This is a genomic window from Gluconacetobacter tumulicola, assembly GCF_014174215.1.
Lineage (GTDB): Bacteria > Pseudomonadota > Alphaproteobacteria > Acetobacterales > Acetobacteraceae > Gluconacetobacter > Gluconacetobacter tumulicola.
On the sequence record NZ_JABEQL010000005.1, the window covers coordinates 43,190 to 69,757 of the forward strand.

Below are 26,568 nucleotides of genomic sequence, written 5' to 3' on the forward strand. Positions count from 1 at the left end.
AACGCATGGCTGCGGGCATTTGCTTTGAAGCGTGTTTTCCAACCAAGAAGAAATGAGGTCGTTATGAAAGAGCCGGCCAACATCAATACGACGACCGTACAACCCACCCCGACCGCCACCGTGTACGGCATGCCGGCCTATACCGATCGTGCTGCCGCCGTGGGTGAAGTGCATGCGCGCCCGCATCTGTTGATTCAGGCCCCCCGCGGCATATTGCAGCTCGCTTTCATGACCGAAGGCGACGTGGCCAAGGATCAGGTGGCGATGAGCGAGTTGTCTCATCGCTTCGGCGTTGCCGAACCCGACCATGCTACGCCGCTTCACGGCGTGACATGGGACGAAGGAGACCTGCACTGCGAAAAACACACCGAGTTCTCGACGTATCTCTGGTGCGCTTCGCTGGATTCCGAGACGGGAGAGCCGTGCGGCGAAAATCCTTTCAAGCATGGATTTGTTCCTCCCGGCCCGGTCGTATCCGGCATCCGTTTGAGACTTCTTCCGTGGACGCCGGAAACGGAGAAGGAGGCCTATCGCTTCGATCCTGCCAGCCTGTGCTACTCGCTGGTGGAGAACGGCTCTGCCGCCATCCTGACCGACTTCCGACAGGATGAGGATGGCCTGACGCAGATCCTCGTCCTGGCCCGTGATTTGACCCCGGCGCGGGCGGGTGCGCTGGCTCAACGTCTGCTGGAGATCGAGACTTACCGCACCTTGGCGTTGCTGTCCCTGCCGTTGACACGATCGATGACGTCGGAGCTGCGACGCATGGAGTCGCGCCTTGCGGCGATCACCGACGAGATGTGTACGAGCTTGGTGGAACGGCGCGACAGCGACGTGCTGCTGTCCGAATTGACCGGCCTGGCTGCCGAGCTGGAAGCTGGCGTTGCGGCGAATCTCTATCGCTTCGGCGCCAGCCGTGCCTACTACGAGATCGTCGAGGAAAGGCTGGCAGCGCTTTCGGAAGAGGCCGTATCCGGGTACTGCACCTGGGCGGATTTCCTGCAGCGTCGCATCGCTCCCGCCATGCGGACATGCCAATCCGTAAAGGAGCGTCAGGCCAAGCTCTCCGACAAGCTGACCCGGGCCATCGCGTTGCTGCGTTCCTGGATCGACGTCGAGCTTGAACGCCAGAACCGCGATCTGCTTGCGTCGATGAACAACCGGGCCAAGATGCAGTTGCGCCTTCAGCAAACCGTCGAAGGCCTGTCGGTCGCGGCAATTTCTTATTACGTCGTGAGTCTTCTCGGCTATTTGCTCAAGGGCATTCCGATGGTTCACGACAGCGTGGCGCCGGTGATGGCGGTTCTGGTGCCTGCGGTGATGCTCACGATCTGGTGGATCGTGCGCAGGATCAGACACGCCCACGGCGACACGGCAGCGGAAGAAAAATCTTCCTGACGAGCTGCCGTCCTGGCGCGCGAGAGCTGCGCCGTTCCTTTGAACATAGGAGAACTACATGGAACGCATCGAACATCACGCCAGCTTTGATGGTTGGCAGGACGTTTATCAGCATGAATCCACGACGCTCGGTTGCACGATGAAAGTCGGCGTCTATCTGCCTCCGCAGGCACAACACGGCAAGGTGCCGGTGCTGTACTGGCTTTCAGGCCTCACCTGCACCGAGCAGAACTTCATCACCAAGTCCGCCGTCCAGCGCTACGCCGCCGAGCATGGCATTGCCGTCGTCGCGCCCGATAGCAGCGCTCGCGGCGAAGGCGTTGCCGACGATCCCGCCTATGACCTCGGACAGGGGGCGGGTTTCTACGTCAATGCAACACAGGAACCCTGGGCTGCGAATCATCGGATGTATGACTACGTCGTGCAGGAACTACCGGCGCTGATCGAGGCCCACTTTCCCGTGACAGCGGAGCGGAGCATCAGTGGCCATTCCATGGGGGGGCACGGTGCTCTGGTCATCGCCCTGCGCAACCCGGGCCGTTATCGAAGCGTCTCGGCCTTCTCGCCCATCGTCGCCCCCACCCAGGTTCCCTGGGGACACAAGGCCTTCGAGGCGTACCTGGGCAGCGACCGGGAGGCGTGGAAGCAGTACGACACCGTGGAGCTGATTCGCACCGTGCAGGAGCGTTTGCCGTTGCTGGTGGACCAGGGTTTGGGCGACGAGTTCCTGGAGAGTCAGCTTCAGCCCGATCTGCTGCGCAAGGCCTGCGACGAGACGGGGCACCCGCTCACGTTGAATCTGCGCCCAGGCTACGACCACAGCTACTACTTCATTGCCAGTTTCATTGGCGAGCATATGGCACACCACGCATCGGCGCTGAAACGCTGAGAGAGAGGAGATCAGGTCATGACAAAGACCTCCAAAAACCGACATCACGTCGTCATTATCGGAGCGGGCTTCGGCGGGATCGAGGTTGCCAACCAGCTTGCTGGTGCCGAGGTCGATGTGACGATCATCGATCGGCGCAATCATCACCTGTTCCAACCCTTGCTTTACCAGGTTGCAGGTGCGTCACTTTCGACATCCGAGATCGCCTGGCCTATTCGCTATCTATTCCGAAATCGCCCGGAAGTGAACACCTTGATGGCGGAAGTGGAAGGTATCGACCAGGACGCGCGTCAGGTCATTCTCAACAATGGCTCGCGCCAAACCTATGACACGCTCGTACTCGCGACAGGTGCTACCCATGCCTATTTCGGACACGACGAATGGGGGACTTTCGCGCCGGGGTTGAAGACGCTGGAAGATGCTACGACCATTCGAGGCCGAATCCTCGCGGCTTTCGAGGAGGCCGAGCGCACGAGCGATCCTCAGCAGCGTGCCGCGCTGCAGACGTTCGTCATCATCGGTGGTGGTCCCACCGGGGTTGAATTGGCCGGGACCATCGCCGAGCTTGCACGAGACACGCTGGCGCGTGACTTCCGCTCGATCGACCCGAGCACGTCCCGGGTTGTACTGATCGAGGCGGGCCCGCGTCTGTTGTCCGTCTTTCCAGAGGATCTTTCGGCCTATACGCGCCAGGCACTCGAAAAGCTCGGGGTCGAGGTCGTGCTGGGTACGCCGGTCACCGAATGCTCGGCCGACGGCGTGGTGTATGGCGGCAAGCATCTTTCGGCCAAGACCATCGTTTGGGCCGCCGGCGTCCAGGCGTCTCCCGCGGCTCGCTGGTTGGGTGCTGCGTCTGATCGTGCGGGTCGAGTGGTCGTTGGTCCCGACCTGACGGTGGCCGGTCGCCCGGAGGTCTTCGCCATCGGCGATACCGCCTCGTGCACCATGGCCGATGGGAAGCCCGTACCGGGCATCGCCCCCGCCGCCAAACAGCAAGGTAAGTACGTCGCCAACCTCATTGAACGGCGTTTGAAAGACAAGCCCGCTGACGGGCCTTTCAAATACCGGCATCAGGGGAACCTGGCCACCATCGGCCGCAGCCTGGCCGTAATTGACATGGGGCGGGTTAAGCTGCGTGGAGCCTTTGCGTGGTGGATCTGGAAGCTCGCGCATATCTACTTTCTGATCGGTACGCGAAATCGTCTCAGCGTCGCGTTGAGCTGGGTATGGAACCATAGCATCGGCTACCGCGGCTCTCGCATCATCATGCATGCGATTAGCGACAAAGAGCCCACGGCGTTGGATAAATCCGGCTCTCTGGATTGAGGTGCCCACCTTATCGGAACGTCAACTATCAGAAATGCCAGGGAGAGGAACTTGACCGATCTATTCACGACAAAGCCCAAGCCTCCCTTGGCCGAACTCCTGCGGCCCAAGACGCTGGATGAATTCGTCGGGCAACGGCACTTGCTCGGCCCCGGCAAGCCGCTTCGTCTCGCGTTCGAGGCGGGCAAGTTGCACTCGTTCATCCTCTGGGGGCCGCCAGGCGTGGGCAAGACCACCTTGGGGCGCCTGGCCGCCAGTGCGACCGACAGCCGATTCATCGCCATCTCGGCCGTGCTTGCCGGGGTGAAGGACATCCGGCAAGCCATCGACGAGGCCCAGGCAGAACTGGACAACCATGGTCGATCGACGGTGCTTTTCGTCGATGAGATCCATCGCTTCAACAAGGCGCAGCAGGATGCCCTGCTGCCCCATGTCGAGTCGGGGCTCCTGACCCTGGTGGGGGGGACGACCGAGCATCCGGGGCTGGCGGTCAATTCCGCTCTGCTCTCGCGCGCACAGGTCTATACCCTCGAACCGCTGTCCGGCGACGACCTGAACCAGCTCTACGAACGCGCACTGCCGCATCTCCAGGGCGTCGCGTTGGACGCGGACGCGCTGGATCTGCTCAAGGGCTTTGCCGATGGCGATGGCAGGCGCTTCCTCAATCTGCTTGAGCAGGTGACGAATGCTGCGTCGGGCGCTGGCAAGACCGTGGTCGATGGCGAGTTCGCCAGGCTGTCCACCAGTCCATCGCTGCGCAGGTTCGACAAGGGCGGCGACGAGTTCTACTGGCAGCTCTCAGCCTTCCACAAATCGCTACGGGGCTCCGACCCTGATGCGGCCCTGTATTGGCTGGCCCGCATCCTCGACGGTAGCGGCGACGTCAGCCAGGTGACCCGCCGCATGGTGGTAGTGGCCAGCGAAGACATCGGCAATGCCGACCCGCAGGCGCTGCAACTGGCGCTCAATGCCGCGCTGGCTTATGAGAGGCTGGGTTCCCCCGAAGGCGAAATACCGATTGCCCACGCGGCGACCTACCTTGCTGCCGCCCCCAAGTCGAACGCTGCCTATGCCGCCTGGAACAAGGCGAAGGCCTTCGTCAAGAACAGCGGCTCCCTGCCTGTGCCTCTCCATCTTCGCAATGCGCCGACGAAGCTGATGCAGCAGATGGGGTATCACGAAGGCTACCGCTACGCCCATGACGAGCCCAACGGCTATGCCGCTGGGCAAAGCTACTTTCCCGAGGGCGTGGCGCGGCCGGGCTGGTATCAGCCAACGGACAGAGGTGTTGAGCGCAGGCTGGGAGAAAGGCTTACTTGGCTGCGCTCGCTGGATGATGGGACGCTGCCAGAGGCGGACGCCTGACCGGTCGCCTCCGAAACCGGCTCATCGCGCCTTCACGAACTACAGGAACAGGATAAGAACATGTCAGCCACTTCTTTCGGTGCATCCTCGGCGAATATCAGCCGGGGACGCGTTGCCCGCTATCTGCGCACGGAGTCTGGTGCTGCGGTGCTGCTGGTGATCGTCACGGTCGTGGCGCTGGCGTGGGCGAACTCGCCGCTATCCGATGCCTATTTCGCGTTGTGGCACCTGGACGTCGGGTTTGACTTCGGGCCGCTGGGCCTGCACATGGATCTGCATCACTGGGTCAACGACGGCCTGATGGTGGTCTTCTTCTTCCTGATCGGCCTGGAGGTGCGTCAGGAGTTCGCCCACGGATCGCTCAGGGACCGCAGCCGTGCCCGTCTCGCTCTGATCGCGGGTGTCGCAGGTGTCGTGCTTCCCGCGCTGGTGTATGTCCTGATCGTGGGGCTGGCCGGAAGTGAGGGCCTGCACGGGTGGGGGGCGGTGGTCGGCACCGATACGGCATTCATGCTGGGCACCCTGGCGATCGTCGGCCCGCGGCTATCTGGTCAGTTGCGCGTGTTCCTGCTCACCCTGACCGTGGTCGATGACTTCCTCGCCGTGTCCATCATCGGCATCGTCTATAGCGAGGAGATTCGGATCGTCCCGTTGTTGATCGCCCTCGCCAGTCTCGTTGCGTTGTGGTGGCTAGGGCGCACCCGCCAGTGGCGGGCAATGCCGTATGTGCTGATCGTGATCGTGCTGTGGCTCGCAACCGTGTACTCCGGCATCCATGCCTCTCTCGCCGGGATGGCCGCGGGGCTGCTGATCCCCGCCTACGCGACGCAACGTCACAAGGTCGTCGCGGCAAAACAACTGTTCCGCGACTTCTGGCAGTCTCCGAGTGCCGCATCGGCCCGCGCGGTGGACTGCGGGCTGTCCCGGGGTATCTCGGTGAACGAGCGATTGCACGAGTTCCTGCGGCTGCCGACGGCGCTGCTGATCGTGCCGGTGTTCGCCTTGGCGAACGCCGGAGTGGACGTGCGTGGCGGGCTGCTCGCCGAGGCCTTCGGCTCGCCAGTCACGTGGGGCGTCATCGCAGGGCTCGTGCTCGGCAAGCTCCTGGGCATCGGGCTCATCACTCTCGTCGCCGTCCGTCTCGGCCTGGGCCGGCTGCCCGAGGGCGTCGGGGTGGGGAGCGTGTTCGGTGGTGCGGCACTGTCCGGGATCGGCTTCACCGTGTCGCTGCTGATCATCGGGCTCGCGTTCGGCACGACCTCCGACCTGGGCCGCCAGGCGACGGTCGGCGTGCTCGTGTCGATGGTGTTCGCCACGTTGCTCGGGTGGCTGATCTTCAAGGTCGCCGCCAAGCGGTGGGGTGAGAAGACCGCTGACCTGCCGATGGTGCTTGAGCCACCGGTCGATCCGGAGATCGATCACATCCGCGGGCCGGAGGACGCCCAGCTCACACTCGTCGAGTACGTGGACTTCGAGTGCGCGTACTGTGCGCACGCGACCGGTTCTTGGGACGATCTGCGTGCCCACTTCGGGGACGACCTGCGGTATGTGGTGCGCCATCTGCCGCACCACCCGCACGGGCCGATCGCCGCGCGGGCGTCCGAGGCAGCGGCGAACCAGGGGATGTTCTGGCCGTGGCTGGACTTCGTGTTCACCCGTCAGCATGCGCTGGAGCGCGAGCATCTGATCGGCTACGCCGCCGGGCTTGGGCTCGACGTCGAACGGTTCATCGCGGATCTCGACAGCACCGCGGTGATCGAGCGTGTCGAGCGCGACCTCGCCAGTGCGGTCGCCAGCGGTGCGCACGCCACGCCGACGTTCTTCGTCGAGGGTCGTCGTCTGCGCGGCAGCTACGACGCCCGCACTGTCACCGCGGCGCTCGAAGCCAGTCGCCGCGGCCCACGAACTCAGGAAGTCCCGTCCTGAGCGGGACGAACTACAGGATAAGAACATGCCAAACAATTCTTTCGGTGAATCCTCTTGTACCGCTGCGGCCAGCGGCCTCGTGCAGGTGCGCGGGGCGCGCGAGAACAACCTCAAAGAGGTGGACGTTTCTATCCCGCGTAACGCGCTCGTGGTGTTCTCGGGAGTCTCCGGCTCCGGGAAGTCCTCGCTGGCCTTCGGCACCATCTATGCCGAGGCTCAGCGACGTTACTTCGAGTCGGTGGCCCCCTATGCGCGGCGATTGATCGACCAGGCCGGCGTGCCCGACGTCGATGCGATCGACGGCCTGCCGCCGGCGGTGGCGCTGCAGCAGCAGCGTGGCTCCAGCAACGCGCGTTCCTCCGTGGGCAGTGTGACCACCCTGTCCAGCCTGGTGCGGATGATGTATTCGCGCGCCGGCGCCTATCCGGCCAACCAGCCGATGCTGTACGCCGAGGATTTTTCGCCCAACACGCCGCAGGGAGCGTGCCCGACCTGCCACGGCCTGGGCCATGTGTACGAGGTGACCGAGGCCATCATGGTGCCCGATCCCTCCCTGAGCATCCGCGAGCGGGCGATCGCCTCCTGGCCACCCGCCTGGCAAGGCCAGAACCTGCGCGACATCCTGGTCAGCATGGGCTACGACGTTGACCGACCGTGGAAGGACCTGCCGAAGAAGGACCGCGACTGGATTCTGTTCACCGAGGAAACACCGACGGTGCCGGTGTACGCGGGCTTCACGCCGGCCGAAACCCGCGCCGCGCTCAAGCGCAAGATGGAGCCGAGCTACATGGGCACCTTCACCGGCGCCCGGCGATATGTGCTGCATACCTTCGCCAACACCCAGAGCGCGCTGATGAGAAAGCGCGTGTCCCGGTTCATGGAGGGCAAGCCGTGCCCAACCTGCCACGGCAAGCGGCTCAAGCCCGAGGCGCTGTCGGTCACCTTCGCCGGCGTGGACATCGGCGCGTTCATGCAGATGCCGCTGGACCAGTTGGCGGCCTTGCTCGAACCCATTGCCCAGGGCGATTTCCGCGCCCATGCAGCGGGGGCTGCTACGGACAAGGAAGCGACCCGGCGCGACCGTGCCGAACGCGCGGCCTCCGGCCGTGCCGTCCATGCGGTATCGCCCGACGTGCGCCGCACCTCAGCACTGTCGGAAGAAAAGCGCCTCGCCGCGCAGCGCCTGGCCGGTGGCGTGATGGCACGCCTGCGCCAACTGCGCGGGCTGGGCCTGGGCTACCTGACGCTGGATCGGGCCACGCCGACGCTGTCGGCCGGGGAGCTGCAGCGCCTGCGGCTGGCCACGCAATTGAGTTCCCTGCTGTTCGGCGTCGTGTATGTGCTCGACGAGCCCTCGGCGGGGCTGCACCCCTCCGACAGCCAGGCGCTGTACGACGCGCTCGACCGGCTGCGTGACGCCGGCAACTCGGTGTTCGTGGTCGAGCACGACCTGGACCTGATGCGCCGCGCGCAATGGCTGGTGGATGTGGGGCCGGATGCCGGGGAGCGTGGCGGCCGCGTGCTCTACAGCGGCGAGCCGGACGGCCTGCGCAAGATTGCCGAATCGCGCACCGCCCGCTATCTGTTCGACGAAATCGCCGCGCCGGGAAGCCGGGCACGCGAAGCGACCGGCTGGCTGGAGCTTCAGGGCATCCATCGTCACAACCTACATGGCGTGGACGCACGCATTCCGCTGGGCGTGCTGACGGCCGTCACCGGCATCTCCGGCTCGGGCAAGTCCAGCCTCGTCGCGCAGGCCCTGCCGGAACTGGTGCTGCTGCACCTGGGCCACGAGCCTGAAGACGATGCGGCCGAAAGCGCCACCAGCGAAGGGCCGGCAGTGATCGAAGCAACCGGCGGTCATCTGGCCGGCGACGTGGATGCCATACAGCGCTTGGTGCAGGTGGATCAGAAGCCGATCGGGCGCACGCCGCGGTCAAACCTGGCCACCTACACCGGCCTGTTCGACCATGTGCGCAAGCTGTTCGCCGCCACGCCCGATGCGCGACGCCGCCGCTATGACGCCGGACGGTTCTCGTTCAACGTCGCCAAGGGGCGCTGCGAGACTTGCGAGGGCGAGGGTTTCGTCAGCGTGGAACTGCTGTTCATGCCCAGCGTGTACGCGCCGTGCCCGACGTGCCATGGCGCACGCTACAACGAGGCCACGCTGAAGGTGCAGTGGAACGGGCGCAACATCGCCGAGGTGCTGCAGATGACCGTGGACGAGGCCAGCGAATTCTTCGCGGGTGAAGACGCTGTGGCAAGGCCTTTACAACTGCTGCGCGATATTGGACTGGGCTATCTGCGCCTGGGACAGCCGGCGACCGAGCTTTCTGGTGGCGAGGCGCAGCGCATCAAGCTGGCGACCGAACTTCAGCGCAGTCAGCGCGGACGCAGCCTGTACGTGCTCGACGAGCCGACCACCGGGCTGCATGCGTCGGATGCCGACCGGCTGCTGGTGCAGTTGCAGCGCCTGGTCGATGCCGGCAACACCGTGGTGATGATCGAGCACGACATGCGCGCGGTGGCTCAGGCCGACTGGGTGATCGACGTGGGGCCCGGCGCGGGCAATGCCGGCGGCAGCATCGTGGTGGCGGGTTCCCCTCAGCAGGTGGCCCGAACGTCTGGCAGCAGAACCGGTCCGTTCCTTGCCCAAGAGCTGGCGCGGGCCGAGTAGCTCAGTTCGCCAAATGTTGCCAGCTTTCGCGGGGTATTGATCGTCGCCAAACGACGGTGGCGATCAATGCCCGAATCGCGTCATCCTTCCTGAGTCAGAGCAAGATAGGGATTGTTGGGCGGTATTTCGGGGAACGCCAAGGACCCATCTTCAAGGAGGTAGCCATGCAGTCGGCGGGACTTCCTCGGGCCCGTGACTTCACAGGTCCAAATGTTCAGGCCATTGGGGTGCTTGCGATGTAGCTGCAGCTTCTCGAAGCGCTTCTGCACCCACTGCCAATCCTGTTGATTCTCCTGCTTGGCGAGCGCGGCCACTTCGGGATGCTCCTGCGCATAGCGTTGGAACACACCCGGGCTGACCAGGTAGGCCGTGTCATTCACCGTATGCACGAGCGCCTTCGCGTCGTTGATGATGAGCCGTCGTGAGGTGATTCCCTGCTTCAGCCAAACCATGAACTGTTCCGCGGATGGCTTCGTTGCCGATGACCCAGGCGTAGGCGCGGGTACAGGTGATGGAATGGACGTCGCGGCTGTTGCTGGCGCGGGAGGGTGGAGGAACTCTTCGGCATCCTGACCAACGCCGGCCGACTCACCCAAGCCCACCATCGCGAGCAAGTCCTCCATGACGTCGGGCACGGGCTGGGCCGCGGGCGGTGAAACGATGGTGGTGCTGTCGTCCTCCCAAATTGGAGGCTCTTGACCTCCCTGCGCTGGGTTCACCGAGACGGTTGGCGCGGGAGCCGACATGCTGGCGTCGTTTTCCGCCGGCGTCGCGTCGATCTCTACCGTGCCTGCGAAAGGTGCTGGTCGCTCGCCAGACTCCCAGATCAGCGCGGGAGCGAGACGCAACAGGGTGAACGAATGGGACCAGCCGGTCGTGCTGGTGACGGTCGCGCGCCAGACCGCTTTGCCGTCCGAGGTGGGCTGGAGCATGCCGTGGTCTTGCAGCACGTTGAACACGGCGGTGTTGTTCGCAGGAATGCCATCGATCCCCTGAGACAGGAGGTGTGCGCGCAGTTTGTCCGAGACTGTCTTGCTCACCAGCCACAAACCATCCTCGGTGAGCCAGCCATCGGAGGCTTCCGGCTGGTTCAGCTTCAACTGTTCCTTGAGCAGGTAGCGCAACCCGTCCAGCAGCTTGCGTTGCAGTGCGTGCTTGGGCGCGGCCATGGCGCGCGCCGGATCGCCGCCCAGCTCCTGGGCCACCGACGCCCGGTCTGCTTGCACGACGAGTTCCCCCAGTACACCGGCATGTTCGTACTGACCGGCCAGCACATAGAGCAGCGGTGCCCAGAGAGCCGGATAGTCGCTGAGCCAGTCCAGGACGTGGCGGTCGAGCAGTTGGCGATAGAGCAAGCCTGTTGCGGCGCTGTGCAGGCGGTATTCGCGGTCGTCACGGTAGCGAAATCGGTACGCCTGGTGCAGCGGGCCATGCCACGGATGCCAAGTACTGCCGTCGGCCAGTTCGACGTGTAGATCGACGGCGATCTTGCCAATATCGTGGAGCAGCGCAGCATAGGCGACGGCGGCGGTCCAGGCTTCGGACTGCGCCGCCTGGTCTTCGGGACTGGCACCGATGGGCAGCAGATGGGACTGCCGCAGTTTCAGGCTGTAGGCCACGATCTCCAGGCCGTGGTCGAGCATGCCGCCCGGATAGGCATGGTGATGCGCCTCGGAGGCCGGAAAGGCTTGGACCAGTTCGGCGTAGCGTTCCAGGGGCGTGCGGTACAGGGTGGCGAATTGCCGGTGTGAGAGCGACGTGCGCTGCCAGATGTGCTCCAGCAGCTTCTGCCGGCGTGGGGTGGCCAGCAGCGATGCGGCCGACTCAGGACGCAGCAGCCCTTTCGGGAGGTCGGTGACGGGTGGTGGCGTCGGTGCGGCAGCGACCGGGGGCCGTTTTCGCTGGAACAGGGAGAGCATGTGAGGTGTCCTAATGACGGGCCGACCGGGAGGCCTTTTGGCCTTTTCGAGGTAGGGCCTTTCCCCTTGCACCCCATTCCCTTGCCATTTCGACCCTTTGGCCTTTAACCGTTTCGGTATAGCGGGGCCTGGACTGCGGCTCCACCGTCAATGTGGAACCCGCTCGAATGCATTGGACGGCGACCAGGCGCTGGCCTCGGTCTATGCTGCGAAGGCGCTGCTTCCGCCGGGTAGGTTGCTCTCTAGGCGTCAAAGTTGACAAACGCGACAAAGGCGACTAGAGTGGAGCCTGTCTCAAACCTACTCGGGAGATGACCATGCCCACTGCCATTGAATTCATTGCCGACCGTCTGCCGCGCGTCACGGTGGAAGATGTACGCCGCTTCGCGGATACCGTCGAAATCCGGGATGCCACGGCTTTCGCGGCCGAGTTGCAGGCGTTCGTCCACGAGCGCGTGGAAGCGGTGACACTGCCCGCCAACTTGCAGGGGGAGACCGTTGGGCAGGCCCTTGCACGCAAGGCGGCCGCGCTGCGCGCCGACACGCGCTGGGCACCGAATGAAACCGACGTCCAGCGAGGCCGCGCCGTGCTGCTGGAAACCTTCAACCAGCCGCACAACCTGCCGCCCGCGGAGTTCGCCAAGCTGGCGGACAAGTCGCGCCAGCAGATCTACAAGGACATCCTCGCGCGTCGGCTGCTGGCGCTGAACGTGGGGCCGCGCGGTCAGAAGCTGCCCGACTGGCAGCTCGACCCGGTGAAACAGCAGTTGACCCAAACCGTGCTTCAGGAGGTCGAGGGTATCGATCACTGGACGATCTACCGCGCACTGTCCGAACCGCTCGAAGGCTTGGGCGGTCGCTCGCCGGTGGATGCGGTGACGCATGGCACGATCGACGACGTAGCCGAGGCCGTGTTCAACGTGCTGGGCGTTCAGGTGCATTGAAGCGAGACTGCCATGAGCCACGAGCTGCCTTCGTTCCTGATCGATGCCGGTGAACTGCTCCAGCATGTGAGCCGCGTCGTCTATCGGGGCAGCCCGCTGTACTATGGCCGCAGCAGCACCAATCGCTACGACGACCCTGCCCGGACCTACGGCGTGCTCTACCTGGGGCGCGACCTGCCCACGGCGCTGATGGAGTCGGTGTTTCACAAGCATCAGTGGCTTGATGACGCGAAGCGCTCGATCGCATTGAAAGAAGTCCAGGGCAGGATGGTGCGCGCCGTAGGGGTGATGGCCGACGTGCTTCTGGCCGATCTCACGGCACCAGGCGTCATGGCGGGCTACTTTGGCCTGAACCTGGAGCAGTTGGCCAGCCGTGGCTACACGCACACGCAGCAGGTGTCCGCTCATGTGCATGCGATGGTCGGCGACGACGGCCAACCTCTGTTTGACGGGGTACTCTATCCGTCGCGCAACAACTATCCCGCCAAGAGCATCGCCCTGTTCGAGCGTGCGGGAACGAAGGTCAGCGTCATCGAGGACATCGATCTGATTGACCATGTGGACTGGCCGCGTTTCGTTGCCACCTACCGCATCGGCGTGGAACCCGACCCCGGCCCGATAGAACCGGATGACGAAGCGTCCTGAAGCAGCGAGAAGACACATTGGAAGCCCGAAACGGAATGAAGTGGAGCACACTGGAATAGGCATTCCTCAGTAGCAGGAGACGACCATGAACACCACAACCCGCACCAGCACCGCAGAACGTATCGGCCGCGCCTTTGGCCGCGGATGGCGTGCCTATGCGCGTGGCGAACGGCGGGTATCGAATTGGTTGGTGGCCAAAGGGGTGCCTTCGGTTGGTGTCACAGTGCTGCTGTGGGCGGTCAAGCTGGCTGTGCTGGGCGCGCTGCTCTACGCCGCCTTCTGGTTCGCACTCGTGTTGCTGGGAGTCGTGGTGGCGGGATGGGCGGCGGCTGCCAATACCTCGGAAGAAGACGAGTGGCCGTTCACCGACCTCACCGAACTACGCAAGACACCCGGCTACGATCCCAATCTGTACAACGATACGTCGCACGAGTTGTACACCGACGACTGATCGGCACCGCGCTATTTCAGCTTACCTCCGGTAAGGGCCCCAGCGCCCTTACCGCCTGCTTGGCCGGCGCTCTTGCTGCCATCTGAAAGCCCCTGGATGACGTGCCCGGCCCGAATCCCAACCCAGGTAAGACTCGCAAGCCAAAAGCCCGGCAAGACCAGGAACATCGTGCCCATGACGAACATCAGGAGCAGGTCGCCAAAGGCATTGTTCAGCCCCACCAGTGGATCGAAGTTAGTGTGTGGCCGGTTCCAGCCGAAGCCCCACCCATAGAGTGCATCGAGGATGGTGCTGTCGATCCAGCGTGCGAGTTGGAACCAGAAATCGGTGAAGAACAGCGCGAACTGCACGACGCTGACGGTGACGACCGTCTTCAGGTCATAGGTGCCCACGACTAGCACCAGCGGGATGCAGATGACCAGTGCCATCTTGAGCAAGGCAAGCACCATGGGCAGCGCCTGGCGCACCACGTCCATGGCGGGAAATGCGGCAAGTGCCCCGACCGCCATTCCTACATCCCCCGTGGCCCGCGTCACGATGTTCGGCAGGGTCTTGTCGATCTGGCCGCCGTAGTCGGTATAGACCGAACCCTGGTTGAGCTTCTGCTGTCGCGGTGACGCGATGGTACGGACCACCGAATCGTCCACCTCGGTACGGCTCAGGAACCCGGCCCAGCCCGCCAAGCGATTCAACAAGCTGGGGTCCACCTGGCTCAGCAACCGTGCCCGCAGGCCGTTGCTGCCATCGGCCCACCACTGCCTGCAGGTCGGGTAACCGCCGCCACTGGCCACCTGCGCAAGCCCTGCGTCGCGGGTGTCGTCATAGGGCCATGACTCGCGTGCCGTGCCGGAACGGTAGCTGTCGTAGTAGCCGCCGGTGTCCGTGAAAAACCTCGAACCGATCCAGGTCACGTCGTTCATTTGAGCTTCGTCCAGCTCCGGCCGTGCCATGAACAATTTAGCGCGTGCAGGTCCGTAGCAGTCGTGTGTGAAATCGGCCACTTCCTGAGCCAGCACCGGGTCGTTGATGCGGGTAGCGTCGATCTCCATGCGCATCTGTCGCAGGTCTGTCCCGCACGGGATTGCCGCCACCGAGGCGCTGGTGACGGCGCGCGAGAGCGCGTGCATGAAGGCCCACCAGACCGGCACCTTGGCACTCTGGTTGTTGATGGTGCTGAAGGACTGGGACCAGCCGGTATCCGTGGGCTGCGGCACGCTGACCTGGCACTGGGCCGAGCGCGAGCTGTCGTACTGAATGGTGTTGAGGTCCACGTCGATGAAGGGGATGCCGGCGAACATCACCACTACGATGGCGACGAACACCCGGTTCTCGATGCGTGCGGCCGAGAGCACGCCCTTGTTGCCTTCGTCGGCACCCTCCGCACGGGCCTTGAGCCATTCCTGCACGATGATCGCCACGAAGGGCAGTGCGAACACCCCGCTGGATACCAGTACCGCCCAGATGCCGTTGTTGACGATCCAGGACACCAGGGTCAGGTAGTACTCCAGGTAGTCGGTCGTGAAAAGCGTCATGGCTCGGCCCTCCCCTCAACCCTGCATCAACAGGCTGGCTTCAAGCGCCACGATGGCAACGACGCCGGCGATTTCGCTGCGCACCAGGCGGCGCCGCGCTTGCGCGTCGTCCTCACGCGCAAGCAGCCGGCGACGCATCCAGACCCAGCCGTAGGCCGTCGCGCCATACAAACACAGCCGCCAGACCAGGAAGTAGCCCGCTGCTGCCGCCAGCCAACGCTCCCAGCCCGCGACGCTTCCGACGAGGTAGATGCCAACGATGTTGGCGCTCACGGCGACGGCCGCGAGTACCACCGTCCACAGCAGCGCCTTCGCTGCGCGCCGGCTGAACAGCCAGCGCGGACGTAGCCAGGTCGCACGCATCAGGCTCATGGCCGGCCTCCCGGATTGCCCTTCTGCAACTGATCGAGGCGGTCAGGCACTGGATCGCCTTCGTAGATGCCACGCGAGCCCGCCGCGCGCGTGCCGTGGCGCTGGATGATCGCCATGGGCGAATTGTTCGCCAGCTCCCGGCGCAGCTCCAGCTCGGTCTTGAGGTTGCGAATCTCGCGATCGAGCGTGTCGCTCTCGTGGTTCACCGCCTCCACGGCGAGCTGGTTGGCCGCCACGTTGGGCTCCTTCTTGCCGGTCAGCAGAGTGCGTTGCAGCAGTAGCGCCTTCTCCAGCACCGACGCCAGCGCAACCTCGGACGCCAGGCGCTGCGACAGCAGGTGCTGGTCCGGCTCGTCGCGCAGTGCCTCGACCACGCCGCGCGTGATGGGCAGTGACGCACTGCCGGCCTCCCGCAGGTTTTCGGGCGTCGTGTTCTTCGCCTTGGATACCAGGTCCTGGAGCGCCTGCAGCTTGGCGTCGTACTCCTCCTGGATCAGGGGCGTCAGCCCGACGCCGGGCACCGTCTCCGTCTTGGTGCAGGCGTCGCAGGTGCGCTGCTCCTTCTCGCCGAGCACCCGTGTTGCCCACTCGATGGCCGCCTGCGGCGTGGTCCAGGTTTGGCACGACAGGCTCGTGCAACTGGCCGGAGCGATTGCCGACGTGTCGGTCACCCCGCGGCCATTGACCAGGTTGTAGCCCGCGCGGGTGACGTCACCGACTACCTTGATCGCGGGCTGACCGGAGCCGCCGGCATTGCTTCCCCCGACCCAGGGCACGCCATCGTTGCCACGGCGCGTCTCGGCCTGCTCGATGGCCGAGACGGCATCCGTGCTCGACACTGCATCACGCAACGCCATGCCTTCGGCCATCTGGCTCCAGCCGAGTTGGCCGCCAGCCGTTTCGGCCATCTTTTCGGCCATGGCGCGGCACGTCAGCTTCGAGCGGTCGAAATCCAGCCGCGCTTGCAGAACGCCGTTGGTGAGCAGGTTGTAGAGGCCTGGATCTGCCCGCTGGATGATCAACGCCGGCAGGGACGCCACAGCACTCGTAGCACTCTGGATCACCGAGGACATGATCTGCTGAAAGCCATTGGTGACACCGTTGAGTTGATTCTTCAACGTGGTCTGGATGCTCATGTCGCCACAGATCAGATTGCTGTTCCAGCCGACACCCACGCCGAGCGAGCGCATGCCGGCTGCGCGGCCCATCGAAACGGCGCTGCCGCCGCCGATGGAGTACATGACGTCATCGCCGATGACGTTGCCGCTGGTCTGGTAGCCCAGTTGGCCCCAGGCCACGCCGCTTGCCAGAACCAACGCGCCGGTAAGCGCCAAACAGATCCTCTTGCCACGAGCCGGTGGGGAGAACTGCATAGAGTCGGAACGCTTCATCGCGACACCTCAAAGGAAATCAACGCTGCCAAGGAACACCTGTCCACGGCGTTCGCAGCAGGCATACGGCCGCCACAGCGCCCAGGCGTAGTCGCCTTGCTGGGCCTGGGTCAGGAAGCCGGTGCGTGGGAAAACCGTGCAGGACGAGGACAGGACGGGCGTGAGTTCCTGCCACTTGCCAGTCGAGGCATCACCCTCCATCAGCGCGCCGGCGGGCCAGTAGCCATCGCGGGCATTGGCAAGCAGCGCCTGGTACACGTGCAACTGCCCGCGGCGCGTGACGACATCGCCCGCACGCTGGGCCACCACGGCTCCCGATTTGTGGTCGTCGGTCTGGTGCAGGAAGCCGCCGCGGGGATACACGTTGCCCCAAAGGTTCATCGTGGTGCGTGCGCCGACCTCGCGCATGCCGGGAATCAATGCCTCCGGGTAGGCCATCTCGGGCACGTTGTAGCGCCAGGCAAGCGTGTCCAAGGTGCTGAGCAGATACGGCATGAATGCCGTTCCCGCGCCCTCGCAGAAGTAGCCCGAGGACGAAACAAACTGGTTGAACACCTCGACGCCAGGATGGCCGATCACGTCGGCGTTCTTGAATTTCGCGAGATTGTTTTCGTGATCCTCGTTCGTCGTTCCATCGCCGCCCGCTTGGGCGGACGGGTTGGCCGTACTCATCGCCCGGACTTCGACCCACGGGTTCTCGCCCGTGTTGCTGTAGCTGGAGACGACCGCATCGGGGATGTAGTGGCGCACCTTGACAGAGGTGCGCACCGTGCAGCCTCCCCAGGTGCAGTAGAGCCAGTAGCAGATACCCACCACCCGGTACTCCAAGCAATCGGGCGAGGCCACCGAGGCAACGATGGCGGTGGTGTTCAAGGCGTAGCTACCCGTGGCGCTGAGCAGCAGCAAGGAAGCCACGCCAGCCCGCATGCGGCGCATAAGGTCGAATGGCCGCGTCATGGCTGGGTCCTCCGACGCTGCTCAATGCGCGCGACGGCGCGCGCCACATCCGGCTCGCCATAGACGACGTAGCGCTGATCCACCACGACAGCCGGGATGCTGGTGATGCCCAGGCTCCATGCGTCGGTGACGCCTTGGTATGCGGAAGCGATGCGGCGCTGTAGGTCGGTGCCGCCCTGGTTCAGCCGACGCTTGACGGTGGCCGCCGCCTGTTCGGGGTCGGCGGGCAGTTCCGCAGAAAGCTCCGCTTCAATCCGGCGGGCTTCGTCCAGCTCGATCAGCCGCTCGCCGCCCATGGTCTTGACCGGGTGGTGGCTGTCGGTGACGACCAATACGTCGGCCGCGAAGATGACGGGGCTGAACACGGCCAGGGACGCCGGCAGCGCCACGACCAGGCCAAGGGTTCGCCAGCCCGACGCGAACGTGGAAAAGGATGCCGGCATGTCGCGTGCCCCGAAAGTTGATCAGGGCCATAGTCAAACGCGAACCTCATGCCACCCCAACAAACAATGCGCATCGCGGACTGCCCGCATACCTGCTTGCCCCGCACCAATGAAAAAACGGAGGCCGAAGCCTCCGCGAGGATCAATGAAGCAATGCGACCGTTACAGCAGGCCGGACTCCGCAAAGGAGAACGGGGAACCCTGGCCGACGATGATGTGGTCCAGTACCCGCACATCGATGAGCGCCAGCGCGGCCTGCAGTTGCTGGGTCAGCATGCGATCCGCGCTCGACGGTTCGGAGATGCCCGAGGGGTGCTGGTGGGCGAAGACCACCGCGGCGGCATTCAGCTCCAGCACACGCTGTACGACGACACGTGGATAAACAGAAGTCGAGTTGATCGTGCCCCTGAACAATGGCTCGTAGGCCAGCACTTGGTGCATGCTGTCCAGGAACACAGCGGCGAATATCTCGTTGGGTTCAGCGACCAGTTTCACGCGCAGATAGTCCCGCACGGCGGCCGGCCGGCTGAGGCACGGTCCAGCTTTGAAGATCCGTTTTTCCAGCAGCACGATGGCCTGCTGGATGATCCAGTCCTCGTGCTGGGCAGCTACGGCGGAAAGCGACTCCACACAGGAGTCATTGATGGCGAAAGACATGGCGAACCTCCAGACGGTGAGATCGGAGGGCGCGCGCCCCCGAGGGCAAGCCCTCCTGGGGATGAGAATGAAAAGGTGCATCCATCACCGCGATTGCGGTGACCGTTCGCGGCCAGGATGCAAGGCGAACGAGTCGCGGTCAGCGCAGAGGACTGCGCCGTAGCCTTGAAGACCGGGGCTACCTGGGCATGTCGCCGACGACGTCGGCAGGCATTTCGGATGTGGGTGTGTTGGTCGAACCGTCAGCCGCCAGCATGTCCATGGCTGACAGCAAGGCATCGCCCTCGATCGGCCCCTGCAGCAGGATGGCCTGGCCCGTCTGGCGATCGAGCAGGCGCAGTGATGGCGTGGCGGTTACGCCGCTCTTGGTGGCTTCCGCAGCCTGGGCGCGGATAGCCGCACTGGGTCTTTCGCTTGACATGCACTGCTCGATGGCTGGCGTCGATTCGGGGTAGCGCAAGCCATCCGGCAAGCCCTGGCCGTCGCTGCGCGTGTGGGCATAGACCCATTCGACCGCCTGCCAGAACGCGGCATGCCCGCCAGCTTCGGCTGCGCATTCGGCCAGACCTGCCTCGGCCGAGGCGGCCGGCTCGTGCGCGGCCAGCGGCTGGTGGTGCCATTGCAGCGCCACGTCGGCGTTGGAGCCCACCCACCGCTTGAGCTGCGGGAAATACTCCCGGCAGAACGGGCACTCCAGGTCAGCATAGAGCGTCAGCGTGAAACGGCCTTTGGGGTTGCCCATTAGCCAGGGCGGCCCGGCCACCGGTGCCATGCTGACCGGCGTGGGCGGCTGCGGCGGGGATTCGCCGGGCGACCTCGACACAAGCCAGATCAGCAGCAGCGCGATCAGCACAGCAGCCAATGCCCAGGGCCAGCGGGGCCGCCCGTTGCGGCGGCGGAACGCCTGGACCTGCATCGGAATGGAAGGACGTTTCTGTTCCATGGCGTTCTCCGTCTTACGACAGTTCCAGGGCCGGCGACTCGATGCCGCGCGCCTGGTCGATCTTCTCGGCCACCTTGAAGGCCGCTTCCAGTTCGGTGCAGCCGTAGTGCTGCATAAGTTGGTAGCGTTCGGCCTTCTCTTCGGGTTCGGTTTGCGCGAGCGCAAGGTAGAGACTTGGCGGCACGGCGCGGAACAGCACTTCCATGCTCTTGGAGAGGATGACGCCCTCGGTGAATTTCCCCGCCTCCTTGCGAGCAGAAAGCATCAGCGCTTTCTGCGCGGGTGAGAGTTCGCGGAAGCGTGCGATCTTCTCGACCTCATCGGGCGGCATCGACAGGCAGATCCACCACTCAATCATGTTGAGCATGGGCTCCGCGGCACGTGGCAGATCGTCGATGTTTTGGGTCGCCAGCCAGAACCAGGCCCCTAGCTTGCGCCACATTTTTGTGATTTTTACGACGTAGGGTGCAAGCAGCGGGTTCTTGGTGATGATGTGGCCCTCGTCGGTCACATTGATGATCGGACGGCCCAGGTATTGGTCGCGCTCGGCGATGTTGTTCACCGTGCTGATCAGGCTGATGTACGCGATGGAGAGTTGCGCGTTGTAGCCCTCGCGCGCATAGGTCGCGAGATCCACCAGGGTGATGTCGGCTTCGGGCCACGGCGTGCCGTCGCGGTCGAACATCTCACCGTCCGTGCCTTGACAGAACATGTCCATGGCGTCCGCCATCTCCAGCAGCCTCACACGCCGCATCTCGGGCAGCGTGGGGTCCTGGCCGCGCGTGCGCAGCGCGTTGCGCACGTCGCGCGTGAGCACCGTGCGTTTCTCGGCCACGCAGTGCTCGGCGGCATCGAGGATGCACTGGCGGATCAGCGAGCGATCAGCCCGCGTCATCCGGGCTTCTTCTTTGTCCTCGCCGCCTGTGATCATCAGCCGTGCCGTGATCTCCAGTTCACCCAGCACGTCGCGCTGCTCGTCCTCCTCCATGATCGAGGAATCGGCTGGCAATTCTTCATCCAGTGCATCGGCGTCAAGCGTCTGCACGTTGCTGGGCGTTTCGATCAGCCGGCGAGCGTCGGCGAACGGCGCCAGGCTGATGCCTGAGCCAGGAGCCAGCTTGACCCGGTTCACGGTCAGACCCAGGCGCTTTGCGAAGTCGCTGAACAAGCCGAAGCTGTTGCCGGCTTCCACGATGAACAGCCGCGGCCGGTAGATGGCCGTAACCTGGTTCAGGAGGTTGTTGAGCGTTGCGCTCTTGCCCGAGCCGGTGGGGCCGAACAGGAACAGATGGGCGTTCATCTGCCTGTCCAAGCGGTTCAGTGGATCAAACGTGATCGGCCCGCCGCCGCGGTTGAAGAACGTGTTGCCCGGATGACCCGTACCCTGGCTGCGACCCCACGCCGGCGAGAGATTCGCCACATGCTGGGCGAACATCAGTTGGGTGAACCAGTTCCGTCGATCTTGCGCAGGGTTGTAGCAGCACGGTAGCCAGCGCAGGTAGCTGTTGAGCGGCGCGACTTCATCGTCCTCGCGCACAGGCTGCAACCCCGCGTTGAGCATCACGTTGGCGAGGTCCAGGCCGCGCCTGTCAAGTTCGGCTTCATCGCGTCCGCGCAGATAGAAGGCCAGCGTGCCGCGGTAGAGCTTGTGCGCGCTGCCGATGAGCGAGCGCGCCTCCTGCACATCCTTGAGCGTTTGTTCCGATGCCAGTGTTTCGCCGACAGCCTTCTTCGCCAGGTGGTTCAGGTGCGATTCGAGGATGTCCTGGGGCGTCGCCACCATGGTCAGACACATCGTGGTGTCTTCGGGCATCTGATCGAAAAGCGTGTTGATAGCGTCCCCCTTGCGGGTTTCGCCGGTCAGGTGCCCCGTACCGGGCGGCATGCGTAGCCGGTCGGTGACCAGTACGCGATGCGGCATGCCGTCGAAGTACCAGGTGCCGTGCTCGGCATCGGAGCGAGGCTGACCGAAGAACAGCCGTTGACTGAAATCCCGACCACTCGCCAGCTCGATCTCACCTTCCTCCACCTCGTCGGGATAGCGGGCCAGCGCATAGAAGCGCTCTCGCTCCTCAGCGCCGGGCCCGAGCATCGTGGGGCGTGGGTTGAACCAACGAAGCAGCCAGTCGTGAACATCGGCCGCGACCATGCGCCGGGCCTGGATGCCGGCGTTCGCCAGGCCGCCGCAGAGGCGATCGCAGACGATGTTCAGCATTTGCTCGGGTGTCTGGCCGCGGCGGTTCGCCTGCCCGGTGGCCCGGCGATAGACCACCATGCGCACGCGCCGCGTCTGGCCGCGCCAGCGCAACCGCGTGACCACCGTGTCCTCGAACAGTCCGCCCGGTTTGGCCACTGCGCGCAGGTGGTGGCCGAAGAAGCGGAGGTAGAACTCGGTGAAGGCGGTATCGCGGGCACGCGGCTGCACGTAGTCGCGCAGCGTCTGCATGTACTGGTCGAAGCTGGGCTCGTCCTGTGCATAGAGCTGGAGCACCCACGGGTTCTCATCCAGCTCATCGAACGAGTCCTGGAGCGCGTTTTCGAGCGCATCGCGGGCATGCGCGAGCCAGCCCGGCTCCCGACCTTCGGTGCCTAGCGGGACCAGTTCGTAGAAGGCCGCGACCGATTGCCCGTCCTCCAGCAGCATGGACTTCGACGGTGGCAGGAACTCCACCCACGGCAGCAGCTCCGCGAATGACTGCGCAACGTCGTACAACGCCTGCTCGTCCGCCACGGTCGCCGGCCTGCGGCCCTGGACCGTCGCTCCGGGTTCGGCAATGCCGGCCTGGCGCAACGCCTCGACGTGGCGCTGCCAGCCGTCCGGCTGCTCGTCATTGCCACCATCGGATGCAGCCAGCTTCGGCCAGGGAAGTTTCCAGCGCATCAGTAGTTCTCCACGCGCTCGCCCGGCATGGCGTACTGCACACGCTGGTACAGGGGGAAGACCGTCGTGTAGCCCGGAACCGGCACGGGATCGGTGCCCGCCAGGTGCGGGTACACATACATGACAAGATCGGGGTTCGGCAGGCGGTGGAACTGGCGATAGACCTCGTTGCGCGCCGTGCGCGTGTAGCGCATCTGCTCGGTGGGCGCGGCCTCCACGTCGGCCTCGGTCAGCGGCCGGCGCAGGCTCTGGCGTGCATCGAGCAATTGCCTGCGCGCCACCTGGCCGGCGCCACCACCCCCGTCACCGGCGTTCTGCTGCCAGATGTCCATCATCGTGCTGTCGCCGTGGGGGAGCAGCTTTTCCTTGCTGGTGGCACAGCCGCCGAGCACCGCGACGGCGAGGGCCAGCGCCAGGGCCTTATTCAAGTTCGAGAGCATGGCTTTCTCCTGCGCGGTGATCGACCTTGCGGCCTTCGGGATCGAAGTCGATGGCGAGAGGCTTTTCGAGGTGGACGGCGACCTTCGCGCCGGGCTGGACATAGATAGCGGCGAACGCCTGGCCATACAGCTTGTTCACCCAGTCGGCCATGTCGCGCACGCCACCGGCCAGGATGCGGCCCACGGCTTCATTGCCCGAGATACCGACGCTGCCGATGGAGCCGTCGGCGCCGACGTAGGACATCTGGCCGCTGTCGCTGTCGATCAGCGAGGCGACGCCGGCACCGGCGGCGGTAATCAGGGCTTGCGAGCCAAGGTACTGCTGGGCGTTGCTGCGCCGCTCCCCGCTGACGCAGGGAATGCCGTATGGGTCGCTGATCCAGCCCAGGCCTCCACTTTGAGAGTTCTGCTGCTGGTTGTTCTGCTGGTTGCCGTCGCGGTCTTCGGGGATGGTGCGGATCGTGCCGTCGTGGAAGACGAAGGTGATGCTGCGTACCTGGCCGCGCACGCACGAGAGCGTCCAGTCGCCCGATGCGGTGCCGCTGAACACGGCACCGGCCACGTCGGGAATGTCGATGCCATTGGCGGTCAGGTTGTCCGATCCGACCAACACCTTGAAGGGGTACGGATCGTTGACGGTTCCGTCGATCGGCACGCGGCCGATCAGCGCCGTCATCGCCACCGACCCCATCAGCGTCGAATTGGTCGGTACGGTATAGACCGCCTTGGCGCTCTTCACGCCTGCGGCGCGTGCGCCCGCGTTCGCCACGGTTTCCGCCGTGGCTTCCAACGTGCTCTGCGCGGGGCCGAAGCTCGTCGGGAAGCTCATGCCGCTACCCGTGCCACGACTGCTGTTGCGCCCCTCGACTTTCCTCGCATCGTCGGGTTCGACCCAGCGCACGCCGCCTTCCATGCTGGCCTCGTCGCCGTCACGCAGCCCCAGACCCACCGGCAGGTCGGCATGGCCGCCGCCACGTCCGCCGATACTGTCCAAGCGCCGTTGCAGGTCGGCAAGCAGCCCTTCGGTCTGCTGGCGCGCGCTGGCTGCCTGCTCTTGGTCGCGACGCAGGTTGGTGCGCTCGGAGTCGAGGGCCGAATTGATGCGCTGGTCAATGGAGTTCTCGCGCTGGCGCAGTCGCTGGTTTTCTTCGCGCTGGGATTTGTTGTCCGAGAGCGCGGTCTGAAGCTCGGTGCGCAACTGCTTCACTTGGGCAACGAGCGTCGCCACGGTGTCGCGCGGGGTATCGCCCTCGATGCCCAGCGCCTTCATTTCCGCTGGAGTGAGCTTGGCGCCGGCATCCGCGGTCGGTGGTGCCGAAGTGCTGCCACCCGAGAACAGCCGGATGCCGACGAACAGCACCAGCACGGCAACCGGGATCATCAGCCACTTCAGGAGTCCATTACTGCGCATGGCGGACCTCCTTGCGGTCGGTGCCATCCTGGGAACTGGCTTCCGGTTGCGGGAGATGCACGGCCGGGTCGAAGCGGTTGACCGCTGGTAGCAGCGATTGCGCCAGGCCACGCCCGCGCGTCACCAGGTACAGGACGGTCGTGTCCTCGGGCGTCCCGCGCGGGCCAAGCGCCTCGTGTTGGAAGGTGGCGGTGAGGAAATCGCCTTGCAGCACGCGCGGGTCCAGGGTAATCCAGCCGCTGCTGCTGTTGGTCAGGCGCACGGCGGTCACCCACTGGTCTTCCAGACGCCACGACGCGAGCGCGACCGCGCGCACGGGCAGCGTCGGCATCAGCGTGCCGAGGTCGAGGTCACGGCGCAGGTTTACCCGCATGACGCTCGGCAGCGGCTCCACTGTGCGTAGCGGCGCGTAGAGGTTCTGTGCGGCGAAGCGCGTCAGGACAACCGGCACCGGGGTCTCGCGTCGCGCCGCTCGCGCGCCGGCCTGGTCCTGGGCGCGCGCCGGAGCTTCGTTGTCATCGCCGGGCTGATCGCCATAGCGCGCCGGGGTGCTGTTGCCCTCGACGATGCGCACTGGTTCCAGCTCGGCTTCCCCGTCCTTGGCTGGTTCCGCCGCAATGTCCAGCAGGATCAGCGCGCCCGTGTCGGCGTCCTGCAATTGCAGCCGCGTGGGTTCGATCGGCTCGCTGGCGCGCAGGTACACCGCACCGCCCGCGCTCTGCACCCGCAGGCGCTCGCCGACGCCCGCGGGCACGCCCACGCGGACGTTGCGGTCGATAAACACGATGCGCTCCTGGCCGACCTTCAGCGGCACCGCCAGCGGCATGCGTTCCCAGCGCAGGATCTCCACCGCCTGGACAGCGGGAGCCGCGGCCACTGCCAACAGCCCCAGCAAAGTGAGTACAGGATGCTTCATGGGATTTCTCCTTGAGGCGCTTGCGGAGACAGGCCGCCAGACGCCGGGCGCGTCGGCTCCGGCGTGCTGATGCGCTGGGGTGCGCCCTCATAGCAGTCGAGCGCCAGACCGAACGGGTTGCGGGCAGGATCGACGTCCACCCGCGTGACCTTCACGGGATAGCGCACCAGAGCGCGCTTGACTTGCTCGGCGCCGTAGTACTCGTCGGCGGTGATGTCCAGCGTCACTACCCAGTCGCGGTCGGAAACCACGCGCACGCGGGCCGTGGGGTCGTCGCCGTAGCCGCGGCCGGGGATTTCGTAGATGCCGCGCACGCGTTGGCGCAGCTCGCCCGTGCTGCGGCGGTAGTCGTAGTCCGCGCGCAGGAAGGCCTGGCAGGACGGGGTGAGGTACGGCGAGAGCGTGTGGAGGTTGCGCGCGTAGTCCTCTTCGCCATTCGTCGGCCAGCGGTTGAGCGTCTGGAACACGTAGAACGTGAACGCATAGACCGATTCGGGCGGCACTTCCCACCACTTCCTGGTACTGCCGGAGCGCAGGTCAGGCGGAACGTGGATGGTCAGATCGCGCGGAGCGCTCCACCAGCCGCCACCCATGACCAGGGCGACGATGACCAGGGCACCAGCCCCCAGGCGAAGCGTCTTGATGTGCGCCTGAAGGTGGGTGATCTCGTTCTTGAAGCGGCTCATCGCGCGCTCCTTCGGGTGGTCCAGAAGCCGGAACGCGAGATCAGCACATTTCCGCCCACCCAGCCCGCCATCAGTGGATGACGTGTCGCAATGCGCCATTGCAGTTGCCGATACAGCCAGGTGTCGGGACGCCCGCGCTTTAGGCGGCGAAGAATGCCGCCGCCGATGAACACGCCCAAGGCCACGCCCAGGACGACGAACGTGGGAGCTAGCGCGATCGTGCGGAACACCCACGACAGCGGCGCGCCGACCAGCAGGCCGGCGGCGCCGGACAAGCCGCAGCAGATCCACAGCTCGTCGGCGGTGAGGCCGCGCACGACAACGGGATGGCGGTTGAGCCGGTGCGGAAGGAACGTCACGGTCCCGTCCGCACGGACGTGCTGCTGCTCGGACATACCA

General features: G+C 64.9%; 23 protein-coding genes. 9 read left to right on the top strand and 14 right to left on the bottom strand.

The features are described 5' to 3' along the window. Window positions 1-63: 63 nt before the first annotated feature. From HLH29_RS05055 to HLH29_RS05080, 6 genes are read left to right on the top strand one after another with little or no spacing between them, the layout of a single operon-like run. Window positions 64-1,398: a DUF3422 family protein gene (locus HLH29_RS05055; protein WP_057380485.1), complete on the top strand. Its 1,335-nt coding sequence runs from the start codon at window positions 64-66 to the stop codon at window positions 1,396-1,398. A 58-nt stretch (window positions 1,399-1,456) separates the two neighbouring features. Further along, window positions 1,457-2,287 carry an S-formylglutathione hydrolase gene (gene fghA, locus HLH29_RS05060; protein WP_023464790.1) on the top strand — a complete coding sequence of 277 codons (831 nt, stop codon included), beginning with the start codon at window positions 1,457-1,459 and terminating at the stop codon, window positions 2,285-2,287. Window positions 2,288-2,305: 18 nt separating this feature from the next. Further along, window positions 2,306-3,613, top strand: coding sequence for an NAD(P)/FAD-dependent oxidoreductase (locus HLH29_RS05065; protein WP_182964918.1), 1,308 nt, complete (start codon window positions 2,306-2,308; stop codon window positions 3,611-3,613). A gap of 51 nt (window positions 3,614-3,664) precedes the next feature. Then, a complete protein-coding gene (locus HLH29_RS05070; protein ID WP_182964919.1) occupies window positions 3,665-4,978 on the top strand; it encodes a replication-associated recombination protein A in 1,314 nt (437 codons plus the stop codon). Window positions 4,979-5,038: 60 nt separating this feature from the next. Next, the gene (gene nhaA, locus HLH29_RS05075; protein ID WP_182964920.1) at window positions 5,039-6,904 is read left to right on the top strand and encodes a Na+/H+ antiporter NhaA; all 1,866 of its coding nucleotides are present in this window, start codon (window positions 5,039-5,041) and stop codon (window positions 6,902-6,904) included. A gap of 25 nt (window positions 6,905-6,929) precedes the next feature. After that, the gene (locus HLH29_RS05080; protein ID WP_057380488.1) at window positions 6,930-9,581 is read left to right on the top strand and encodes an excinuclease ABC subunit UvrA; all 2,652 of its coding nucleotides are present in this window, start codon (window positions 6,930-6,932) and stop codon (window positions 9,579-9,581) included. An 80-nt stretch (window positions 9,582-9,661) separates the two neighbouring features. On the opposite strand, the gene mobH is transcribed toward HLH29_RS05080, so the two are convergent. Further along, entirely contained in the window at window positions 9,662-11,500 is a 1,839-nt protein-coding gene (gene mobH / locus HLH29_RS05085; RefSeq protein ID WP_023093421.1) for a MobH family relaxase, read from the bottom strand. A 317-nt stretch (window positions 11,501-11,817) separates the two neighbouring features. On the opposite strand from mobH, the gene HLH29_RS05090 reads away from it, so the two are divergent. The 3 genes from HLH29_RS05090 to HLH29_RS05100 all read left to right on the top strand — a co-directional run bounded on the left by HLH29_RS05090 (window position 11,818) and on the right by HLH29_RS05100 (window position 13,540). Next, entirely contained in the window at window positions 11,818-12,444 is a 627-nt protein-coding gene (locus HLH29_RS05090; protein ID WP_023093422.1) for a hypothetical protein, read from the top strand. A 12-nt stretch (window positions 12,445-12,456) separates the two neighbouring features. Next, window positions 12,457-13,089, top strand: a complete 633-nt coding sequence (locus tag HLH29_RS05095) for an RES family NAD+ phosphorylase (RefSeq protein WP_057380489.1) — start codon at window positions 12,457-12,459, stop codon at window positions 13,087-13,089. A gap of 85 nt (window positions 13,090-13,174) precedes the next feature. Further along, window positions 13,175-13,540, top strand: a complete 366-nt coding sequence (locus tag HLH29_RS05100) for a DUF3742 family protein (protein ID WP_049232029.1) — start codon at window positions 13,175-13,177, stop codon at window positions 13,538-13,540. A gap of 11 nt (window positions 13,541-13,551) precedes the next feature. Here HLH29_RS05100 and HLH29_RS05105 read toward each other — a convergent pair whose 3' ends face one another. The 13 genes from HLH29_RS05105 to HLH29_RS05165 all read right to left on the bottom strand — a co-directional run bounded on the left by HLH29_RS05105 (window position 13,552) and on the right by HLH29_RS05165 (window position 26,564). Continuing rightward, complete coding sequence (locus HLH29_RS05105; protein WP_057380490.1) at window positions 13,552-15,072, bottom strand: conjugal transfer protein TraG N-terminal domain-containing protein; 1,521 nt, start codon at window positions 15,070-15,072, stop codon at window positions 13,552-13,554. Window positions 15,073-15,087: 15 nt separating this feature from the next. Continuing rightward, complete coding sequence (locus tag HLH29_RS05110) at window positions 15,088-15,444, bottom strand: hypothetical protein (RefSeq protein ID WP_023093426.1); 357 nt, start codon at window positions 15,442-15,444, stop codon at window positions 15,088-15,090. After that, the gene (locus HLH29_RS05115; protein ID WP_023657216.1) at window positions 15,441-16,835 is read right to left on the bottom strand and encodes an integrating conjugative element protein; all 1,395 of its coding nucleotides are present in this window, start codon (window positions 16,833-16,835) and stop codon (window positions 15,441-15,443) included. The genes HLH29_RS05110 and HLH29_RS05115 overlap by 4 nt, the downstream gene beginning before the upstream one ends. Before the next feature lie 9 nt (window positions 16,836-16,844). Further along, window positions 16,845-17,792: a TIGR03756 family integrating conjugative element protein gene (locus HLH29_RS05120; RefSeq protein WP_057380491.1), complete on the bottom strand. Its 948-nt coding sequence runs from the start codon at window positions 17,790-17,792 to the stop codon at window positions 16,845-16,847. Beyond that, window positions 17,789-18,235 carry a TIGR03757 family integrating conjugative element protein gene (locus HLH29_RS05125; protein WP_057380492.1) on the bottom strand — a complete coding sequence of 149 codons (447 nt, stop codon included), beginning with the start codon at window positions 18,233-18,235 and terminating at the stop codon, window positions 17,789-17,791. Before HLH29_RS05125 ends, HLH29_RS05120 begins: the two co-directional genes overlap by 4 nt. Before the next feature lie 162 nt (window positions 18,236-18,397). Continuing rightward, entirely contained in the window at window positions 18,398-18,892 is a 495-nt protein-coding gene (gene radC, locus HLH29_RS05130; RefSeq protein ID WP_057380493.1) for a RadC family protein, read from the bottom strand. 178 nt (window positions 18,893-19,070) lie between these two features. Further along, the gene (locus tag HLH29_RS05135; RefSeq protein ID WP_057380494.1) at window positions 19,071-19,835 is read right to left on the bottom strand and encodes a DsbA family protein; all 765 of its coding nucleotides are present in this window, start codon (window positions 19,833-19,835) and stop codon (window positions 19,071-19,073) included. A 13-nt stretch (window positions 19,836-19,848) separates the two neighbouring features. Next, a complete protein-coding gene (locus HLH29_RS05140; protein ID WP_057380495.1) occupies window positions 19,849-22,716 on the bottom strand; it encodes a conjugative transfer ATPase in 2,868 nt (955 codons plus the stop codon). Beyond that, window positions 22,716-23,156: a TIGR03751 family conjugal transfer lipoprotein gene (locus HLH29_RS05145; RefSeq protein ID WP_057380496.1), complete on the bottom strand. Its 441-nt coding sequence runs from the start codon at window positions 23,154-23,156 to the stop codon at window positions 22,716-22,718. Before HLH29_RS05145 ends, HLH29_RS05140 begins: the two co-directional genes overlap by 1 nt. Beyond that, the gene (locus HLH29_RS05150; RefSeq protein WP_057380497.1) at window positions 23,137-24,567 is read right to left on the bottom strand and encodes a TIGR03752 family integrating conjugative element protein; all 1,431 of its coding nucleotides are present in this window, start codon (window positions 24,565-24,567) and stop codon (window positions 23,137-23,139) included. The genes HLH29_RS05145 and HLH29_RS05150 overlap by 20 nt, the downstream gene beginning before the upstream one ends. Beyond that, complete coding sequence (locus HLH29_RS05155) at window positions 24,557-25,483, bottom strand: TIGR03749 family integrating conjugative element protein (RefSeq protein ID WP_182964921.1); 927 nt, start codon at window positions 25,481-25,483, stop codon at window positions 24,557-24,559. Before HLH29_RS05155 ends, HLH29_RS05150 begins: the two co-directional genes overlap by 11 nt. Then, window positions 25,480-26,169, bottom strand: coding sequence for a PFL_4703 family integrating conjugative element protein (locus HLH29_RS05160; RefSeq protein ID WP_023657224.1), 690 nt, complete (start codon window positions 26,167-26,169; stop codon window positions 25,480-25,482). Before HLH29_RS05160 ends, HLH29_RS05155 begins: the two co-directional genes overlap by 4 nt. Continuing rightward, entirely contained in the window at window positions 26,166-26,564 is a 399-nt protein-coding gene (locus HLH29_RS05165; protein WP_057380499.1) for a TIGR03750 family conjugal transfer protein, read from the bottom strand. Before HLH29_RS05165 ends, HLH29_RS05160 begins: the two co-directional genes overlap by 4 nt. Between the last annotated feature and the right edge of the window lie 4 nt (window positions 26,565-26,568).

Bases quoted from the DNA above. Each gene is read 5' to 3' on its own strand.
- HLH29_RS05095 (WP_057380489.1), top strand. From the start codon at position 12,457: ATGAGCCACGAGCTGCCTTCGTTCCTGATCGATGCCGGTGAACTGCTC.
- HLH29_RS05120 (WP_057380491.1), bottom strand. From the start codon at position 17,792: ATGACGCGGCCATTCGACCTTATGCGCCGCATGCGGGCTGGCGTGGCT.
- HLH29_RS05125 (WP_057380492.1), bottom strand. From the start codon at position 18,235: ATGCCGGCATCCTTTTCCACGTTCGCGTCGGGCTGGCGAACCCTTGGC.
- HLH29_RS05115 (WP_023657216.1), bottom strand. From the start codon at position 16,835: ATGAAGCGTTCCGACTCTATGCAGTTCTCCCCACCGGCTCGTGGCAAG.
- nhaA (WP_182964920.1), top strand. From the start codon at position 5,039: ATGTCAGCCACTTCTTTCGGTGCATCCTCGGCGAATATCAGCCGGGGA.
- HLH29_RS05090 (WP_023093422.1), top strand. From the start codon at position 11,818: ATGCCCACTGCCATTGAATTCATTGCCGACCGTCTGCCGCGCGTCACG.
- HLH29_RS05155 (WP_182964921.1), bottom strand. From the start codon at position 25,483: ATGAAGCATCCTGTACTCACTTTGCTGGGGCTGTTGGCAGTGGCCGCG.
- HLH29_RS05160 (WP_023657224.1), bottom strand. From the start codon at position 26,169: ATGAGCCGCTTCAAGAACGAGATCACCCACCTTCAGGCGCACATCAAG.
- HLH29_RS05150 (WP_057380497.1), bottom strand. From the start codon at position 24,567: ATGCGCAGTAATGGACTCCTGAAGTGGCTGATGATCCCGGTTGCCGTG.
- HLH29_RS05080 (WP_057380488.1), top strand. From the start codon at position 6,930: ATGCCAAACAATTCTTTCGGTGAATCCTCTTGTACCGCTGCGGCCAGC.
- HLH29_RS05165 (WP_057380499.1), bottom strand. From the start codon at position 26,564: ATGTCCGAGCAGCAGCACGTCCGTGCGGACGGGACCGTGACGTTCCTT.
- mobH (WP_023093421.1), bottom strand. From the start codon at position 11,500: ATGCTCTCCCTGTTCCAGCGAAAACGGCCCCCGGTCGCTGCCGCACCG.
- HLH29_RS05135 (WP_057380494.1), bottom strand. From the start codon at position 19,835: ATGGAACAGAAACGTCCTTCCATTCCGATGCAGGTCCAGGCGTTCCGC.
- HLH29_RS05105 (WP_057380490.1), bottom strand. From the start codon at position 15,072: ATGACGCTTTTCACGACCGACTACCTGGAGTACTACCTGACCCTGGTG.
- HLH29_RS05065 (WP_182964918.1), top strand. From the start codon at position 2,306: ATGACAAAGACCTCCAAAAACCGACATCACGTCGTCATTATCGGAGCG.
- fghA (WP_023464790.1), top strand. From the start codon at position 1,457: ATGGAACGCATCGAACATCACGCCAGCTTTGATGGTTGGCAGGACGTT.
- HLH29_RS05055 (WP_057380485.1), top strand. From the start codon at position 64: ATGAAAGAGCCGGCCAACATCAATACGACGACCGTACAACCCACCCCG.
- HLH29_RS05110 (WP_023093426.1), bottom strand. From the start codon at position 15,444: ATGAGCCTGATGCGTGCGACCTGGCTACGTCCGCGCTGGCTGTTCAGC.
- HLH29_RS05140 (WP_057380495.1), bottom strand. From the start codon at position 22,716: ATGCGCTGGAAACTTCCCTGGCCGAAGCTGGCTGCATCCGATGGTGGC.
- HLH29_RS05100 (WP_049232029.1), top strand. From the start codon at position 13,175: ATGAACACCACAACCCGCACCAGCACCGCAGAACGTATCGGCCGCGCC.
- HLH29_RS05145 (WP_057380496.1), bottom strand. From the start codon at position 23,156: ATGCTCTCGAACTTGAATAAGGCCCTGGCGCTGGCCCTCGCCGTCGCG.
- radC (WP_057380493.1), bottom strand. From the start codon at position 18,892: ATGTCTTTCGCCATCAATGACTCCTGTGTGGAGTCGCTTTCCGCCGTA.